The organism is Streptococcus sanguinis SK49 (genome assembly GCF_000212815.1).
GTDB classification, from domain to species: domain Bacteria; phylum Bacillota; class Bacilli; order Lactobacillales; family Streptococcaceae; genus Streptococcus; species Streptococcus sanguinis_C.
The window spans coordinates 1,248,272-1,265,628 of record NZ_GL890985.1 but is presented as its reverse complement, the minus strand read 5'-3'; the positions used below and the strand labels follow the sequence as shown (position 1 = coordinate 1,265,628).

The window sequence follows — 17,357 nt, the reverse complement described above, 5'->3', positions numbered from 1 at the left end:
ACCTCTTTCAAAATTAATGAAAATATGCTACAATGTAAGCGATTAAGAAAATTTAAGAGCAGGATTTTTTACTAAAATTTCCATCTCTTCATTTCAAAAATAAAGGAGACTCCACCTATGACTTATCAAGATAACTTCAAAAAATGGCTTGATTATGCTGAACTTCCTGATTATCTTCGTGAAGACTTGAACAGTATGGACGAAAAAACTAAGGAAGATGCCTTTTACACCAATCTAGAGTTTGGTACTGCTGGTATGCGTGGTTTAATTGGCGCTGGTACCAACCGGATTAATATTTATGTTGTCCGTCAGGCAACTGAAGGTTTGGCTCGTTTGATTGAGTCAAAAGGTGGAAATGAAAAAGAACGCGGTGTGGCAATTGCCTACGATAGCCGTCACTTCTCTCCAGAATTTGCCTTTGAATCCGCTGCAGTTCTTGCAAAACACGGTATCAAATCTTACGTTTTTGAAAGCCTTCGTCCAACTCCGGAGCTTTCATTTGCAGTTCGTCACCTCAACTGTTTCGCAGGTATCATGATTACTGCTAGCCACAATCCTGCTCCATTTAACGGTTACAAGGTTTACGGTGAAGACGGTGGACAAATGCCTCCACATGATGCTGATGCTTTAACAACTTACATCCGTGCTATCGAAAATCCGTTTACTGTAGAAGTTGCTGATGTAGAAGCGGAAAAAGCTTCTGGCCTGATTGAAGTCATCGGTGATGCTATTGACACTGAGTACCTTAAAGAAGTTAAAGACGTCAATATCAACCCTGCTTTGATTGAAGAATTTGGTAAAGACATGAAGATTGTCTACACACCACTTCATGGTACTGGAGAAATGTTGGCTCGTCGTGCTCTTGCCCAAGCAGGATTTGACTCTGTTCAAGTTGTTGAAGCGCAGGCTGTGGCTGATCCAGATTTCTCTACTGTTAAGTCTCCAAACCCTGAAAGCCAAGCAGCCTTTGCTTTAGCTGAGGAATTGGGCCGTAAAGTTGGTGCAGATGTCTTGGTCGCAACTGACCCAGATGCTGACCGTGTCGGTGTAGAAGTTCTGCAAAAAGACGGTAGCTACCTCAACCTTTCTGGTAACCAAATCGGAGCTATCATGGCTAAGTACATCTTGGAAGCCCATAAGAGTGCTGGAACTCTGCCAGCTAATGCTGCTCTCTGCAAGTCTATCGTTTCTACTGACTTGGTGACTAAGATTGCTGAAAGCTACGGCGCAACCATGTTCAATGTCTTGACTGGTTTCAAATTTATCGCTGAAAAGATTCAAGAATTCGAAGAAAAGCACAACCACACCTACATGATGGGATTTGAAGAAAGCTTCGGCTATTTGATTAAACCGTTTGTACGTGATAAAGACGCTATCCAAGCTGTTTTGGTTGTGGCTGAGCTAGCTGCCTACTACCGCTCACGTGGCTTGACTCTGGCTGACGGTATTGAAGAAATCTACAAAGAATATGGTTACTTTGCCGAAAAGACTATCTCTGTGACCTTGTCTGGTGTTGATGGAGCTGAGCAAATCAAGGCTATCATGGCTAAGTTCCGTGACAATGCTCCGAAAGAATTCAACGGTACTGCTATTTCTGTTACTGAAGACTTTAAGGCTCAGACTTCTACCGCCGCAGACGGTACTGTTACAGCTCTGACGACTCCTCCAAGCGACGTGCTGAAATACACCTTGGCTGACGGTTCATGGATTGCTGTTCGTCCATCCGGAACAGAACCAAAAATCAAGTTCTACATTGCAGTTGTTGGTGACAGTAATGAAGACGCTCAAGCAAAAATTACTGCTATTGAAGCAGAGATTAATGCCTTTATCAAGTAAAAAAACACTATCAACCAGAGGATGAATTTCACATTCTCTGGTTTTTCGTTTCCAAATCAAGCATTTTTCTGCTTTTTATGGCATACTAGTTTTATCAAAAGAAATGAGGATTATTTATGGAACAATTTGCTCAAAATATTAAAGACTTGGAAGTCGCAACTGTTGACCGCGCTCGTCAAGCAATTGCTGACAAAGAGACTGCAACTTTCTTCGTTGGTCGCAAAACTTGCCCTTACTGCCGTAAATTCGCTGCTACTCTTGCTGGCGTGGTAGCTGCTACTAAGGCGCATATTTTCTTTATTAGCAGTGAAGAAGTCAGCGAATTAGAGAAACTGCAAGCCTTCCGCTCTGAATACAGCATTCCGACGGTTCCTGGTTTTGTTCATGTTCAAGACGGCCAAGTATCTGTTCGTTGTGATTCTTCTATGACTGCAGATGAAATTAAAGCTTTTGCAAACTTGTAAAATTGATTCAAAAAAATACTGAGACCAAATTAGTCTCAGATTTTTTATTCATTTCTAGCTTCCTGAAAAGCCTCCCACATCTTCTGCTGGGGTTTGGCAAAGGGGTAATTGCCAAAATCTTCTGGATGAAGCCACAAGACCTCTCCATCAGCTGCGATCTGGCTATCCTTAACTCGGCCATAAGCCAGCTGGATATGCCACTTGCGATGACTGAAAACATGTTGTACTTTTGAAAAGGACTGCTGCTGCCAATCAACAATCAAATCATAATCCTGCTCAAAGCTTTCTTGAGGAGACAAGTCCAGACTTGGCTGATTTTCTGCCACCTCAAAGAGCGACATTTGATTTTCAGTTTGAAATTCCTCGACTTCAATCAAGGGAAAATGCCAAAAACCTGATAATAAGCCAGCAGCCTCATTCTTTTCAAGCAAGAACTGTCCCTTTTCGTTTTCGATAATCAAGCCTTGCAGATAGACTGGAACTGGCTTCTTTTTAGGTGCTTTGATTGGATATTTATCCATTGTTCCATTCAAATAAGCTGTGCTGAACTCCTTTACAGGACTGTCTTCTGGATGAGGATTAACAGGAGCTTCAATATCTGACCCCAAATCCATCAGCGCCTGATTGAAATCTCCGGGTCTGCCTGGATCAATCAGAATCTCCATCATAGCCTGAAAGACCTTCCGATTGCTAGGTTGGCCAATATCTAAATCAACTTCAAATAATCGACTCAGCACCCGCATGACATTGCCATCTACCGCAGGCTCAGCTAGGCCAAAGGCAATACTAGCAATGGCACCAGCTGTATAAGGTCCAATCCCTTTAAGACTAGCAATTCCTTCATAGCTATCAGGAAATTTTCCAGCGAAATCCGTCATTATCTGCTGGGCTGCTTTTTGCATATTTCGCACCCGCGAATAATAGCCTAACCCTTCCCAAGCCTTGAGCAGTCTATCCTCTGGAGCCTGAGCTAAATCAGCTACTGTCGGAAACCAGTCAAGAAAACGCTCATAGTAAGGAATCACCGTATCAACTCTAGTCTGCTGCAGCATAATCTCAGAAACCCAGATATGATAAGGATTATTTGTTCTGCGCCAAGGCAGGTCACGTTTGTTTTCATCATACCAAGTTAATAATTTCTCTCTAAAAGAGGCAATTTTATCTGCCTCCCACATCTCAATTCCGTATACTTTCAAATCTAACATAAATCTAGTATAGCATAAGGCAAGAAAAATAGGAGAACTTACGCCCTCCAATCGCTTCCTAGCGTTTAATAATGACCGACTGCCTGACTGGCTGTAATCAAAGTCAGCTTATAAACATCATCCGCATTACAGCCTCGAGAAAGGTCATTAACTGGATGGTTAAGCCCTTGCAGGATAGGACCTACTGCTGAAAATCCGCCCAAACGCTCTGCCATCTTGTAGCTGATGTTCCCAGCTTCGATACTTGGGAAGACAAAGACAGTCGCTTGACCAGCCACAGGGCTGCCAGGTGCTTTCAGTTCAGCTGTTGCAGGAACGAAAGCTGCATCAAACTGTAATTCACCATCGATAGCCAAGTCTGGACGCATTTCCTGAGCCAACTTAGTCGCTTCTACAACCTTATCAACCTTTTCTCCGAAACCAGAGCCTTTGGTCGAATAGCTGAGCATGGCAACTTTAGGATCAATACCAAAAATCTGCGCTGTTAGGGCTGAGTTAACAGCAATCTCCGCCAAAACATTGGCATCTGGATCGATATTGATGGCACAGTCACTGAAAATATAGCGTTCGTCATCACGCACCATAAGGAAGGCTCCTGAAGTGCGAGAAACCCAAGGCAGAGTCTTGATAATTTGTAGAGCCGGTCGAACAGTCGCTGCTGTAGAGTGAATCGCGCCAGATACCATTCCTTGGACTTTACCAAGATAAACCAACATAACACCAAAGTAGTTGACGTCTTCCTTTAGCAACTGACGTGCTTCATCTGCAGCGATTTTTCCTTTACGACGCTCAACAAATGCTTCTACCAACTCCTCAAAGCAGGAACAGTTTGAAGGGTCAATAACCTGATATCCTTCTTTTATTCCCTCAATTTCTAGATAAATACGTATTTTATCAGGATTACCCAAAAGAACTGGTGTAATACTGGTTTCTTTCACCAAGCGTTTAGTAGCTTGCAAAATCCGTGGCTCCTCCCCCTCCGGCAAGACAATTTTTACTTCCTTATCCTTCAAGGCTTCACGAATTGAGTCAAAAATTTTCATGTTTCTTAAAACTCCTTTATCTCTTAATCTTTTAATTTCTCAATAACTTGTTTAAAATCTTCTGGCAAAGGACTGGCACGCTCAACTTCCTGACCACTAAAAGGATTATAAAATTTCAAAGAATGACAATGCAAAGCTTGGCGCTCTATTCCGTGTTCCAAACTCCCTCCATAAAGGTCGTCACCCAAAAGCGGAAAGCCAATGTGTGAAAAATGAACGCGGATTTGATGAGTCCGCCCAGTATGCAGATGAATATCCACCAGATAGACATCTCCAAATCTCTCTATGACTTTGTAACTGGTATGGGCGTACTTACCATCCTCTGTCACGCGCCTCGTAATGATACTCTCAGGGTTGCGTCCAATCGGAGCAATAATCTCACCTTGCTCTTCTAAGTCACCAGTTCCTCGAACCAGAGCGTAATAGCGCTTTTCTATCAGCTTCTTCTGCAGCTGCTTGTCCAATCTGGCGTGAGCATAGCCATGCTTAGCAAAGAGCATGAGCCCACTTGTATCCTTATCCAGACGCGTCACGATATGCACCTGCTGGTTTTCATAGGCATGACGAATATAGTAAGCCTTAACAAAGTTTGCCATAGTATTGGAATGATTAACGCTGGGAATACTGGCCACCCCTGCCGGTTTATCCAAAACCAAGAAATGTTCATCCTCATAGACAACAGACAAGTCCTTATCAACAGCTTTCAGACTCTCAAATCCTTTTTCAGAAGGGATGTCAATCGTCACTTTATCGCCAATATCCAAGAGATAAATAGCATTCTGAGGCTGATGGTTGACGAGAATGTTTCCACCGGAAAATTTTATCTTTGCCAAGAGGCCTTTGGAAATTTCATGTCGCTTCAAAAAGGTCTTTACCTTGACATGCTCATCAGCAATAAACTCAAACCTCATTCCTGGCACTCTCCAATAAAGGAGTCTCTGACACGATTCCAAAAGCTGGTATGACTTGGCGAAGCCACAAAATGTATCTTATGATTGTCAATCTGGTACTCAATGCGGACAATGTTTTTGAAAGAGAAAGTTTGATTGTCAACCGCGATAGTGTGATAGTCACTGCGAGTCGGCACTAACTCAATCTTATCTTTTTTGGGAACAATGACAGATGAGCCCAATGTCCGATAAACCCGATTGTTGAGACTGGCAATTTCTGTCACCTGCAAGGCTTCGATTGTCGGATGCAATACCGCTCCGCCCAGAGATTTGTTATAGGCTGTACTGCCCGTCGGAGTAGAGACGGAAATCCCATCTCCTCGGAAACGCTCGAAACGAACCCGATTGATAATGACATCAGCTACCATAGTCCGATCCGAGCGTTTGATTGTTGCTTCATTCAAAGCACGAATAGTGCGTGTATCACCATTTTCAAAAGTAATTTTGACATTTAAAATTGGATAAGAAACCTGAGCACCAGTATCCAGTTTAAGATTTTCAACCAGCTTATCCAATTCAAAATCACGGTAGTCTGTATAAAAGCCAAGATGCCCTGTATGTACACCGACAAAGCGGACCCGATCCAGCTGTTCTTCATACATATGAAAAGCCGATAGCAGCATGCCATCACCACCCACCGAAATCACGATGTCGGGATTCTTAGGAGTTAAAATAAAGCCGTTCTGTTTCAGCTTCTGCTTCAAATCTTGATAAACTTGTTCACTCTGTCTTTTCCGATTGCGGATAATCGCTATTTTTTTATCTGTATTCTTCATCTGTATCATCACTATTTCCCACACCGTCATTTAACTTGCGGTGAAGAGGATCAAAGAGAGCCTGCGCCTCCTGGATAGCATCACGGATTTCTCCCATCTCCTCATCCAGCTGATAGGCAAGATTAGCTGTTGTTTCCAAGCGGCATTTGATTTCCTTGGGAAATTCTCCTTTATACTTGTAATTCAAAGAATGCTCAATCGTAGCCCAAAAATTCATCGAAAGGGTGCGAATCTGAATCTCAGCCAGAATAAGCCTATGACCATTAATCGTATCAACTGGATATTCTACAATCACATGGTAACTCCGATAGCCACTGGCTTTTTTGTTTTTGATGTAATCCCGTTCCTGCACAATACGCATATCAGTCCGGTTTCGCAGGACTTCTAAAACTTCATCCACATCATCGACAAACTGGACCATGACCCGTAAGCCAGCGATATCCTGCATCTCCTGCTCGATATTTTCCTCGCGAATGCCTCGCAGAATCATCTTTTCTTTAATGCTCTCAATCGGCTTGACACGTCCAGTCACAAACTCAATTGGAGAATGGCGCTGCTGCTTGCGGTATTGCTTTCGCACTCCACGCAACTTAATTTTCAGCTCTCCAACCGCTTGAATATAGGGGTCTAGAAACTCTTCCCATTCTATTGTCATACACTTACCTTGTCATATCATTATTTTTTGTATAAAATAAACACAACTGTTATTATAACATAAATCGCTTTCAAAAAAAAGAAAAGGATATGAAAATGAATCACTTAGAAATTGAATTCAAAACCATGCTGACCAAAGAAGAGCACGACCGTCTGCTTCAGTTATTTGCTGATATTTCCCCTATTAGCCAAACCAACCACTACATCGATTCAGATCAGCAAAGCATCCGACACTCCCACATGGCTTTTCGAGTACGAACTTTTAACCATCGCGAAGCAGAGCTGACGCTCAAGATTCCTCAAGAAGTCGGATCCTTGGAACTCAATCAGAACTTGACACCAGAAGAAACTGAAAATATTTTGCAGAACAATGAATTTCCTACGGGAGAGATTTTAGAGACGCTGCTTCAAAAAGAAATTCCTATCCAAGACTTGAAGATTCTTGGCTCTCTAGAGACTATCCGCTATGAAAAAGAAGACGAAATTGGCCTCCTTGCTCTGGATGAGAGTCACTACTTGGACAAAAAAGACTTCGAACTCGAAGTCGAAGTTGAAGATTTCGAAAAAGGAAAAGAAAATTTCCTCAACTTCCTAAAACAGCACAAGATCGACTACAAACCTGGTAAGAGTAAGATAGCAAGATTTTCTGAAAACTTGTAAATCAACGACCACAAAATAGCTGAAATAATCTAATTTTTTTGGTAAAATAAAAGGTAGCAATCTAAAGCCTATTGAAAAATAAATTTCATGGAGCATTAGATATAGAAATGAGACAAAAAGAGGACGGTCCAACTCATGTCAGATAAAAAAAATATGAAGCTTTTTTCCCTCAATTCCAATCATTCCATAGCTGAAAAAATCGCTGAGGCTGCTGGGGTTCCTTTGGGAAAACTTTCCTCCCGCCAATTCTCGGACGGCGAGATTCAGATTAACATTGAAGAAAGCGTTCGTGGCTATGATATTTACATCATTCAGTCTACTAGCTTCCCTGTCAATAATCACTTGATGGAGCTCTTGATTATGGTGGATGCCTGCAAGCGTGCCAGTGCCAATACGATTAATGTTGTCATGCCTTATTTTGGATATGCCCGTCAGGATCGGACTGCTGCTCCTCGCGAGCCAATCACAGCTAAACTGGTTGCCAATATGCTTGTCGGTGCTGGAGTGGATCGCGTGATTTCTCTGGATCTTCATGCCGTGCAGGTCCAAGGATTCTTTGATATCCCAGTCGATAATCTCTTCACTATCCCACTCTTTGCCAAACATTATTGCAATATGGGGTTAACGGGAGATGATGTCGTTGTCGTCAGCCCTAAAAACTCTGGTGTTAAACGCGCTCGCAATCTGGCTGAATATCTGGATGCCCCTATCGCTATCATTGATTATGGCGAAGACGAGGCAGGTCGCTCTGAGGGCTATATCATCGGAGATGTCGAAGGCAAGAAAGCTATTCTGATTGACGACATTTTAAATACCGGTCGGACTTTCTCTGAAGCAGCTAAAATTGTCTGTCGCGAAGGCGCAGTCGAAATCTATGCTGTATCCAGTCATGGTCTCTTTGCAGATAAAGCTGCGGAATTGCTGGATAATTCTCCTATCAGAGAAATTCTTGTGACAGACTCTGTTGATATCAAAGAAAAAACACCTAAGAATCTCCACTACATTACAGCTAGTGAACTGATTGGTGATGCCATTGTCCGCATCCAAGAGAGAAAACCAGTCAGCCCACTCTTTGCCTATCAAAAGAAATAAGGTAACCGGAGTGATTTATTTAGATAATGCCGCTACAACTGCTTTGTCGCCCGCTGCAATCCAAGCAATGACCAAAACTATGACCGTCTTTGGAAATCCTTCCAGTACGCATAGCCATGGTCGAGAAGCTAGTAAACTCCTCAGACAGGCGCGTGAGGATATTGCTCAAGCTCTGCATACTCAAAGCAATAAGATTCTTTTTACTTCAGGTGGCACTGAAAGCAACAATACTGCTATCAAAGGCTATGCCCTTCGACACCAGAACCGAGGAAAACATATTGTTACCACTGCTATTGAACACCATGCTGTCTTAGAAGTGGTGGAGTACTTAGTAGACAAATTCGGCTTTGAAGCTACTTTTGTTCAGCCGGTGGATGGTCAGATTCGAGCGGCGGATATTAAAAAGGCACTTAGACCTGACACTATTCTTGTGTCCGTCATGGCGGTTAATAACGAGACGGGTGCCATGCTCCCCATTAAGGAAATTGGTGAATTACTGCACGAACATCCTGCTGTTTTTCACGTTGATGCTGTCCAAGCAATTGGTAAACTTCCCATCTACCCTGACGAGCTAGGGATTGACTTTCTATCTGCTTCAGCGCATAAGTTTCATGGTCCCAAAGGCGTTGGCTTCCTTTATGCCAAGAAGATGGATTTTGACAATTTCATGCACGGTGGCGACCAGGAAGAAAAACACCGGGCCGGAACTGAAAATCTAATCTCTATCACAGGTATGGCGGCGGCTCTGTCAGATAGCACGGAACATCTTGAGGGAAATCTAGAGCATGCGCAATACTTAAAAGACAGCTTACTTGCTGACTTATCGGATATCGACTTTTACTTAAATGAAAGTCAGCCCAGCTTGCCATATGTCATCAATTTGGGATTTCCCAATCAAAAGAATGACCTGCTTCTACTTCAAATGGATTTAAATGGCTTTTCCATTTCAACAGGCTCAGCCTGTACAGCCGGAGCTATACAACCCAGTCATGTCTTGCAGGCTATGTATGGCAAGGATTCCAACCGCTTGTATGAGTCCATTCGGATCAGCACTTCGGACCAAACGACTCTGCAAGAGATTCAATCATTTACAAAGAAATTAAAAGAAATTTTAGGAGGATAAGATGGCCTTTCAAACATCTGTTAGCTTAGCAAACTGTGAATATACCTATTCACTTCACCCAAATGTCAAGAAATTTACCTTGCGCGACAATACTTTCGCGGAAAGCAAGGTCGGAAACTATGAACTCTCTCGTCTGCTGGAAACTGTTCCCAACAGCGGAAATGGTTTTCTGCTGAAAATCATCGTCAATAAAGAGTTAAATGGTTTCAAAATCAACATCACTGATAAATCAGGCCTGCGCTTGGTCAATATTTTCAAATCAGAAGACCATCACATTATCCAGCAAAAATTTTACTTCTTGATGGATAGCCTGGTTGAAAGAAATATTTTTGAAAAGACACCACAATAAGCAAGATTCTCGCAATTTTGCTTTTTTGGTTTTGAATCTTCAAAATTTAAACGAGCTTGACTTCTACTTAGAACACTTGAAGAAAAGACTAACCGAACCCAAAGAAAGGATTAACAATGGTTGAACTGACCTATTTGGACTCATATAAGGTGAAACGAACACTTACCTATGAAGACTTCGATGAATTTCTTCTCGCCTTCTCTGGCTGCGTCACAATTCCTGACTCTCTCAAAGTACTTTCCATCACTTATAATGGACACCAGCTGCCTTTTACAGGGTTAATTGGGGACTTGTACCGCCAGATGTACCAGTTAGACTTGACTTCCTACCAGGACTAATCCCTTTGCATCTATAGCATAACTCAAACTTTCACTCTTTTCTTTTTTAATGAATCAAACACTCTTAATTAGTTGATTTTTTCACAAACTTCCTATAAAATAGAATTAGAAAGGTTGTGATTTTGTGAAAACTGAAAAAAATACTACAATTCCCCGAGCTACTGCTAAAAGGCTATCGCTCTACTATCGTATTTTTAAACGTTTTAATGCTGAGAAGATTGAAAAAGCAAACTCCAAGCAAATTGCAGAAGCCATTGGTATTGACTCTGCTACTGTCAGACGAGATTTTTCTTATTTCGGTGAACTCGGCCGCAGAGGATTTGGTTACGATGTCAAGAAATTGATGAACTTTTTTGCTGACCTCTTGAACGACAATGCTATTACCAATGTCATGATTGTTGGTGTTGGTAATATGGGACGGGCTCTGCTACACTATCGTTTTCATGAGCGCAATAAAATGAAGGTTGTAATGGCTTTTGACATAGATGACCATCCAGAAGTTGGCAGCACAACCAGCGATGGGATTCCTATCTATGGAATTTCCCAAATCAAAGAAAAAATACAGTCAGGAAATGTGCAAACTGCCATCCTAACTGTACCTAGCGTAAAAGCCCAAGAAGTTGCATCTATCTTAGTTCAAGCAGGTGTCAAAGGTATTCTCTGCTTCTCGCCAGTAAACCTATCCCTGCCTAAGGATGTGGTCGTCCAGTATGTTGACCTGACTAGCGAACTGCAGACTCTGCTCTACTTCATGAGAAAAAATGATTATTAATTTGAAAGAGGTATTAAACACTCTATGAGTAAACCTATTATTGGAATAACCGGAAATGAAAGAGATATCCCAGACGATCACTTCATCCATATGAGCTATACGGCGACAGGATTCGTTGAGGGAGTTAAAGAAGTTGGCGGAATTCCAATGATTTTGCCAATCGGTGATGAAGAAATGGCTAAACAGTATGTTTCCATTGTTGACAAATTAATCATCACAGGCGGTCAGAATGTATGTCCACAATTCTATGGTGAAGAGAAAAGCATTGACAGCGATGATTATTTACTCCAGCGAGACATTTTTGAATTAGCTTTAATCAAAGAAGCTCGCCGTCAAAATAAACCTATCTTCACCGTCTGCCGCGGAACCCAACTTTATAATGTAGCTCTAGGCGGTACTCTTCATCAAGATATTGAAGATCATTGGCAAGATAGCTCTGCTGAATACACAACCCAAAGCATGGTGACCAAGAACGGTTCTATTCTACATGAAATCTATGGCCCTGCATCTGAAATCAACTCCTTCCACCACCAAAGTATCAAGGATTTGGCTACTGGCCTAGAAGTCATCGCCTATGATCCTCGCGATAAGATTATTGAAGCCATCACTTCTACTGACGGTAGTCCTTTCCTTGGCGTCCAATGGCATCCGGAGTTCTTGTTCGGCTCCAGAGAAGGAGACCTAGCTCTGTTTGATTATGTTGTCAATATTCTTTAAAAGCCTCTATTCCTAGATAAACTTCTGTTCTACTCGAATAGAAGTTTTTTATATTCAAGTAAATCAAATTATATCATATCTGTCTCCTCTCGGTAGCTATAGTAGTTGGATTTGGACACAATCAAATGATCCAAAAGGACCAAGCCCATCATCTCACATGCTTCTTTCATATGCTGGGTCACCTCATCGTCATTTCTGCTGGGAACGACTGAGCCTGATGGATGATTGTGTACCAGTATGATAGATGTCGCTAGATGCTTGAGAGCGTAGTGGAGAATCTCTCTTGGCTCAGCAATGCTTCTGCTTACCGTCCCCATAAAAATAGTCTGCTGGTGCAAAATTTGATTTTGACTATTAAGATAAATAGCAACCAAGCACTCCTGCCTCATATCTCCAAGTTCTTGCTGCATCTTCTGGGCTAATTTTTGACTGCCCATAATCTGCTCTTTCTGCAGAACCTCTGCTCGGTTAATCCGACGTCCTAATTCGATAATGGCCTGCAGCTCCACAGCCTTAATCGGACCGATTCCAGAAATAGTCTGCAATTCCTGCAAAGTTAAATACTTAAGATCGTTCAAACTGGAAATCGATGATAAAATTCTTTGAGAAACTTGAAAAACAGTTTCTTTTTTGTTGCCTGTCCTGAGGAAAATTGATAGAAGCTCTTGGTTACTGAGTTTTTCAGCCCCTTCTCTCATCAAACGCTCCCGCGGCATCATGCTAATATCGTCTTGAAATGAAATGCTATACATAGAAACCTCCTTACCTTATTATTCGGAAAAAGAGTCAAAATCAGCAAGAATAGATACAAAAAATCTTTCGTCCAGAACAAATTTTAGATAAAAAAACACTCCAAAAGTAGAGTTCTTCCTAACCTTTGGAGTGAAATGTTTTTAGTCTCTTGCCTTTAAATCTGCATTTGATTATAGGACTTACTGAAAGATTCAAGAACATCCTTAGGAGCCTTGTCATACTCGACAGAGCCTTCTAAGGTTCCTTTGACAATCGTTCGATTGGTTGCTGCAGCATCCTCACAAGTAACCAAAGTAATCTCTGTAACACCTTCTGTATCCTCAATCAGATCCGTTCGATCTGGAGTTACCGTTTCAACACTGGTGATTACATAAGTATAGACTTGCTCTTTATCGGTGATATAGATTTTCATACCAGCCTTAGCACGATCCAGTGGGGAAAAGAGCATATTACTAGCCCCTGTGATGCCAAAGACGTGGTGGCTAGCCAAGGCATAATTTCCCTGCCCCATCTGCTGAGTCTCTTTCATCGTACCAGCACCATAATACAATCCAGCATTATCCAGCCCTTTGAAGATTGGCAAATTCATGGATACTTCTGGAATAGAGATACCTCCGATAACAGGCAGTTGCTGCGCTTTCCACTGCGCATTGATGACCGCCTCTGTAGAAAGCGACTCAACTTTGTTAAAATCAAAACTGGTCTCAACATTTTTATTTTTATTAATAGAGTCTTTGGAAACCTTGCTGACCTGATATTGGTTGGTATGCCAAACCATAATCATGTTTCGAATTTGCGCATTAAAGATTAAGCCAAGGGCCACAATAATTAATAATGTCGCAACAATATTGATAAAAATATTTCTTTTGCTTTTTTGTTTACTTTTTCGACTTCTTTTTCCTTGTACCATATAGAGGTCCTCTTTTACGATTCGTTTTCTTCCTTTGCTACATCTTCTTTATCGTCTGCTTCGACGCTTGTAAAGGTGACAATCTGTGCATTTTGATCCAGACGCATGACCTTAACTCCCATGGTCGAGCGGCCTGTCTTAGAAATATTTGCCACACTGGTCCGAATGATGACACCTGTATTAGTGATAATCATTAAATCTTCCTCGCCAGTAACTGTCATCAGACCAGCAAGAGGTCCGTTCTTATCAGTGATATTGGCTGTTTTAATCCCTTTACCACCACGGCCCTTGGTTGGGTACTCACTAGCAAGAGTTCGCTTACCATAGCCTTTTTCGGTGATGACAAGCACTTCGTCTCCCTCAGCAATCACACCAGCTCCAACGACCTGGTCACCATCTCGAAGATTAACTCCGCGAACACCAGTCGCTATACGGCTCATGCTCCGGACAGCTGTCTCATTGAAGCGGACAGAATAACCAAACTTCGTACCAATGATAACGTCTGCAGCACCGTCCGTCAGAAAGACATTGATTAACTCGTCTTCATCTTTCAAATTCAAAGCCTTAAGACCATTCTGACGAATATTAGCAAATTCTGTTACACTGGTCCGTTTGACCACCCCATGACGAGTAGTAAAGAAGAGGTAGGAATCATCACTGCGGTCTTGCTGGACATTAATAATAGTCTGAATAGTCTCTCCTTCATCAAGCTTCAAGAGATTGACTACTGGCAAGCCTTTAGCTGTCCGACCATACTCAGGGATTTCATATCCTTTGAGACGATAAACTCGACCTTTATTTGTAAAGAAGAGCAGTCTATCGTGGGTACTCGTTGAAACCAGCTCTTTGACGAAGTCATCGTCTTTGACACCAGTCCCTTGAACACCACGGCCACCACGTTTTTGAGCAGTAAATTCTGCCTGATTCAGACGTTTGATATAGCCTTTATTAGACAGGGTAATCAAAACATCCGCTTCCTCAATCAAATCTTCATCTTCAAGCGAAAGAACTTCTCCAACCATCAGCTCAGTTCGGCGGTCATCCGCAAATTTACGCTTGACCTCATCTAACTCTTCCTTGATAATAGCGATAACGCGCTCTGGCTTAGCCAAGATATCAGCCAAGTCCGCAATCAAGGCAATCAGCTCGTCATACTCTGACTGAATCTTATCACGTTCCAAGCCAGTCAGACGACGCAGACGCATATCGAGGATAGCCTGACTCTGGCGCTCAGACAGCTCAAACTTAGCCATCAATTCAGCCTGTGCTTCTGCGTCCGTTTCGCTATTACGGATAATCCGAATCACTTCATCAATGTGATCCAGCGCAATCAGCAAACCAGCCAAGATATGAGCTCGAGCTTCTGCCTTTTCTTTATCGAAGACCGTCCGTCGAGTCACTACTTCCTTTTGGTGTTCAATGTAGGCTAACAAAATCTCACGAAGAGACAGAATCTTCGGCACACCATTTTGAATAGCCAACATATTGAAGCTGAAATTGGTCTGCATCTGAGTCAGCTTGAAAAGGTTGTTTAGAATGACATGAGCAGAGGCATCACGGCGAACCTCAATGACGAAACGGACACCTTCACGGTTGGACTCATCACGAACAGCTGTGATACCATCAATTCGTTTTTCCTGCACCAGACGAACAATATGCTCATGGACCTTGGTCTTATTAACCATGTATGGAAACTCGGTTACGACAATTCGCTCACGGCCATTTTTCATCTCTTCGATTTCAGTGCGAGAACGAAGGACAATCGAACCCTTCCCTGTTTCATAAGCCCGGTGAATACCGGACTTGCCCATAACCAGTGCTCCTGTCGGAAAATCTGGTCCAGGCAGAACTTCCATGATATCGCGAGTTGTTGCCTCTGGATTATCCATGACAAGCTTAACCGCATCAATAGACTCACCAAGATTATGCGGTGGGATATTGGTCGCCATCCCAACTGCAATCCCTGTCGCACCGTTTACAAGCAAGTTAGGGAAGCGAGCAGGAAGAACTACAGGCTCTCTCTCGCTGGCATCATAGTTGTCAATATAATCAACAGTGTTTTTATTAATATCACGAAGCATCTCCAGAGCAATCTTGCTCATACGTGCTTCTGTATAACGCTGAGCAGCAGCCCCGTCTCCGTCCATAGAACCGAAGTTTCCATGGCCATCTACAAGCATATAGCGATAGCTCCACCATTGAGCCATCCGCACCATCGCTTCATAAATAGAGGAGTCACCATGCGGGTGATACTTACCCATGACATCCCCTGTGATACGAGCTGATTTCTTGTGAGGCTTCTCAGGCGTCACACCCAACTCATTCATACCATAGAGAATCCGACGGTGAACAGGCTTGAGACCATCACGAACATCAGGAAGTGCCCGAGCCACGATAACGCTCATCGCGTAATCGATGAAACTAGTCTTCATTTCACTAGTCAGATTAACATTTACTAAGTTTCTGTCTTGCATTAAAAAATGCCTTTCTTTCATATTAAACTATCCTATATTATACCACATTTTCTTTAATTTTTCAGTATTTTGAACCGTTTGTAAAAACGTTTACATCGCTAGATATACAAGTTGACCGTGACAAAATATACCAAAAGTGGTAGAATGAATGTGTACGGGAAATATTCCCTAAAAAAATAAGGAGATGTTTAGAAATGACTGCTACTAAACAACATAAAAAAGTCATCCTTGTTGGTGACGGTGCTGTAGGTTCATCTTACGCATTTGCTCTTGTAAACCAAGGTATTGCTCAAGAACTTGGTATCATTGAAATCCCTCAATTATTTGAAAAGGCTGTCGGTGATGCTGAAGACCTTAGCCACGCCCTTGCTTTCACTTCACCTAAAAAAATCTATGCAGCTACTTATGCAGACTGTGCGGATGCTGACCTCGTTGTTATCACTGCAGGTGCACCTCAAAAACCAGGTGAAACTCGCCTTGACCTTGTTGGTAAAAACTTGGCTATCAACAAATCTATCGTTACTCAAGTCGTAGAATCAGGCTTCAACGGTATCTTCCTCGTTGCTGCTAACCCAGTTGACATTTTGACTTACTCAACTTGGAAATTCTCTGGTTTCCCTAAAGAGCGTGTTATCGGTTCAGGGACTTCACTTGACTCAGCTCGCTTCCGTCAAGCTCTTGCTGAAAAGATTAGTATTGATGCTCGTTCTGTCCATGCCTACATCATGGGTGAGCACGGTGACTCTGAGTTTGCGGTTTGGTCACATGCTAACGTTGCAGGTGTCAAATTGGAGCAATGGTTGCAAGCTAACCGCGACTTGAACGAACAAGACTTGGTTGATCTTTTCATCTCCGTCCGTGACGCAGCATACTCAATCATCAACAAAAAAGGAGCAACTTACTACGGTATCGCGGTTGCTTTGGCTCGTATCACAAAAGCTATCCTTGACGATGAAAATGCTGTATTGCCACTATCAGTCTTCCAAGAAGGACAATACGGTGTTGAAAATGTCTTCATTGGTCAACCAGCTATCGTTGGTGCTCACGGTATCGTGCGTCCAGTAAACATCCCATTGAACGATGCTGAAACTCAAAAAATGCAAGCTTCTGCTAAAGAATTGCAAGCAATTATTGATGAAGCATGGAAGAATCCAGAATTCCAAGAAGCATCTAAAAACTAATTTTAAAAACATCTCCTAATAAAAGGGGATGTTTTTTAGTTGTTTTATATAGATTTGTCC

18 protein-coding genes are annotated in these 17,357 nt (G+C 42.3%); 10 read left to right on the top strand and 8 right to left on the bottom strand.

Going from position 1 to position 17,357, the window contains the following annotated elements; translation table 11 throughout:
• Nucleotides 1–117 precede the first annotated feature (117 nt).
• Both HMPREF9380_RS04795 and HMPREF9380_RS04800 read left to right on the top strand, forming a co-directional pair.
• Complete coding sequence (locus HMPREF9380_RS04795; RefSeq protein ID WP_002933699.1) at nucleotides 118–1,836, top strand: phospho-sugar mutase; 1,719 nt, start codon at nucleotides 118–120, stop codon at nucleotides 1,834–1,836.
• A gap of 116 nt (nucleotides 1,837–1,952) precedes the next feature.
• A complete protein-coding gene (locus tag HMPREF9380_RS04800; protein ID WP_002933696.1) occupies nucleotides 1,953–2,300 on the top strand; it encodes a thioredoxin domain-containing protein in 348 nt (115 codons plus the stop codon).
• Between the two features lie 44 nt (nucleotides 2,301–2,344).
• Here HMPREF9380_RS04800 and mutY read toward each other — a convergent pair whose 3' ends face one another.
• The 5 genes from mutY to HMPREF9380_RS04825 form a co-directional block, all read right to left on the bottom strand.
• Nucleotides 2,345–3,505 (bottom strand): A/G-specific adenine glycosylase, encoded by a 1,161-nt coding sequence (gene mutY, locus HMPREF9380_RS04805; RefSeq protein ID WP_002933695.1) that lies wholly within the window; start codon nucleotides 3,503–3,505, stop codon nucleotides 2,345–2,347.
• Nucleotides 3,506–3,570: 65 nt separating this feature from the next.
• Nucleotides 3,571–4,548 carry a phosphate acetyltransferase gene (gene pta / locus HMPREF9380_RS04810; RefSeq protein ID WP_002933694.1) on the bottom strand — a complete coding sequence of 326 codons (978 nt, stop codon included), beginning with the start codon at nucleotides 4,546–4,548 and terminating at the stop codon, nucleotides 3,571–3,573.
• A 23-nt stretch (nucleotides 4,549–4,571) separates the two neighbouring features.
• The gene (locus HMPREF9380_RS04815) at nucleotides 4,572–5,459 is read right to left on the bottom strand and encodes an RluA family pseudouridine synthase (RefSeq protein ID WP_002933693.1); all 888 of its coding nucleotides are present in this window, start codon (nucleotides 5,457–5,459) and stop codon (nucleotides 4,572–4,574) included.
• Nucleotides 5,456–6,274: an NAD kinase gene (locus HMPREF9380_RS04820; protein WP_328270465.1), complete on the bottom strand. Its 819-nt coding sequence runs from the start codon at nucleotides 6,272–6,274 to the stop codon at nucleotides 5,456–5,458. The genes HMPREF9380_RS04815 and HMPREF9380_RS04820 overlap by 4 nt, the downstream gene beginning before the upstream one ends.
• Nucleotides 6,258–6,929, bottom strand: a complete 672-nt coding sequence (locus HMPREF9380_RS04825; protein WP_002933691.1) for a GTP pyrophosphokinase — start codon at nucleotides 6,927–6,929, stop codon at nucleotides 6,258–6,260. The genes HMPREF9380_RS04820 and HMPREF9380_RS04825 overlap by 17 nt, the downstream gene beginning before the upstream one ends.
• Nucleotides 6,930–7,024: 95 nt before the next feature.
• On the opposite strand from HMPREF9380_RS04825, the gene HMPREF9380_RS04830 reads away from it, so the two are divergent.
• From HMPREF9380_RS04830 to HMPREF9380_RS04860, 7 genes are all read left to right on the top strand, one after another.
• Nucleotides 7,025–7,588, top strand: a complete 564-nt coding sequence (locus HMPREF9380_RS04830) for a CYTH domain-containing protein (protein ID WP_032907524.1) — start codon at nucleotides 7,025–7,027, stop codon at nucleotides 7,586–7,588.
• A 135-nt stretch (nucleotides 7,589–7,723) separates the two neighbouring features.
• A complete protein-coding gene (locus HMPREF9380_RS04835; protein WP_002933689.1) occupies nucleotides 7,724–8,680 on the top strand; it encodes a ribose-phosphate diphosphokinase in 957 nt (318 codons plus the stop codon).
• Between the two features lie 10 nt (nucleotides 8,681–8,690).
• Nucleotides 8,691–9,803 (top strand): cysteine desulfurase family protein, encoded by a 1,113-nt coding sequence (locus HMPREF9380_RS04840; protein WP_032907521.1) that lies wholly within the window; start codon nucleotides 8,691–8,693, stop codon nucleotides 9,801–9,803.
• Nucleotide 9,804: 1 nt separating this feature from the next.
• Entirely contained in the window at nucleotides 9,805–10,152 is a 348-nt protein-coding gene (locus tag HMPREF9380_RS04845; RefSeq protein WP_002933686.1) for a DUF1831 domain-containing protein, read from the top strand.
• A 116-nt stretch (nucleotides 10,153–10,268) separates the two neighbouring features.
• On the top strand, nucleotides 10,269–10,490 hold the full coding sequence (locus HMPREF9380_RS04850; RefSeq protein ID WP_002897522.1) for a DUF4649 family protein: 222 nt from the start codon (nucleotides 10,269–10,271) through the stop codon (nucleotides 10,488–10,490).
• Nucleotides 10,491–10,614: 124 nt separating this feature from the next.
• The gene (locus tag HMPREF9380_RS04855; protein WP_002895441.1) at nucleotides 10,615–11,262 is read left to right on the top strand and encodes a redox-sensing transcriptional repressor Rex; all 648 of its coding nucleotides are present in this window, start codon (nucleotides 10,615–10,617) and stop codon (nucleotides 11,260–11,262) included.
• Between the two features lie 24 nt (nucleotides 11,263–11,286).
• The gene (locus HMPREF9380_RS04860) at nucleotides 11,287–11,979 is read left to right on the top strand and encodes a gamma-glutamyl-gamma-aminobutyrate hydrolase family protein (protein WP_002933684.1); all 693 of its coding nucleotides are present in this window, start codon (nucleotides 11,287–11,289) and stop codon (nucleotides 11,977–11,979) included.
• Nucleotides 11,980–12,047: 68 nt separating this feature from the next.
• Here the strand turns inward: HMPREF9380_RS04860 and radC are convergent, their stop codons facing one another.
• The 3 genes from radC to gyrA form a co-directional block, all read right to left on the bottom strand.
• Complete coding sequence (radC, locus tag HMPREF9380_RS04865; protein ID WP_002900302.1) at nucleotides 12,048–12,731, bottom strand: RadC family protein; 684 nt, start codon at nucleotides 12,729–12,731, stop codon at nucleotides 12,048–12,050.
• Between the two features lie 155 nt (nucleotides 12,732–12,886).
• Entirely contained in the window at nucleotides 12,887–13,642 is a 756-nt protein-coding gene (locus tag HMPREF9380_RS04870; protein ID WP_002933682.1) for a class A sortase, read from the bottom strand.
• Between the two features lie 14 nt (nucleotides 13,643–13,656).
• On the bottom strand, nucleotides 13,657–16,116 hold the full coding sequence (gene gyrA, locus HMPREF9380_RS04875) for a DNA gyrase subunit A (protein ID WP_032907379.1): 2,460 nt from the start codon (nucleotides 16,114–16,116) through the stop codon (nucleotides 13,657–13,659).
• A 194-nt stretch (nucleotides 16,117–16,310) separates the two neighbouring features.
• On the opposite strand from gyrA, the gene HMPREF9380_RS04880 reads away from it, so the two are divergent.
• A complete protein-coding gene (locus tag HMPREF9380_RS04880) occupies nucleotides 16,311–17,297 on the top strand; it encodes an L-lactate dehydrogenase (RefSeq protein ID WP_002933678.1) in 987 nt (328 codons plus the stop codon).
• The last annotated feature ends 60 nt before the right edge of the window (nucleotides 17,298–17,357 follow it).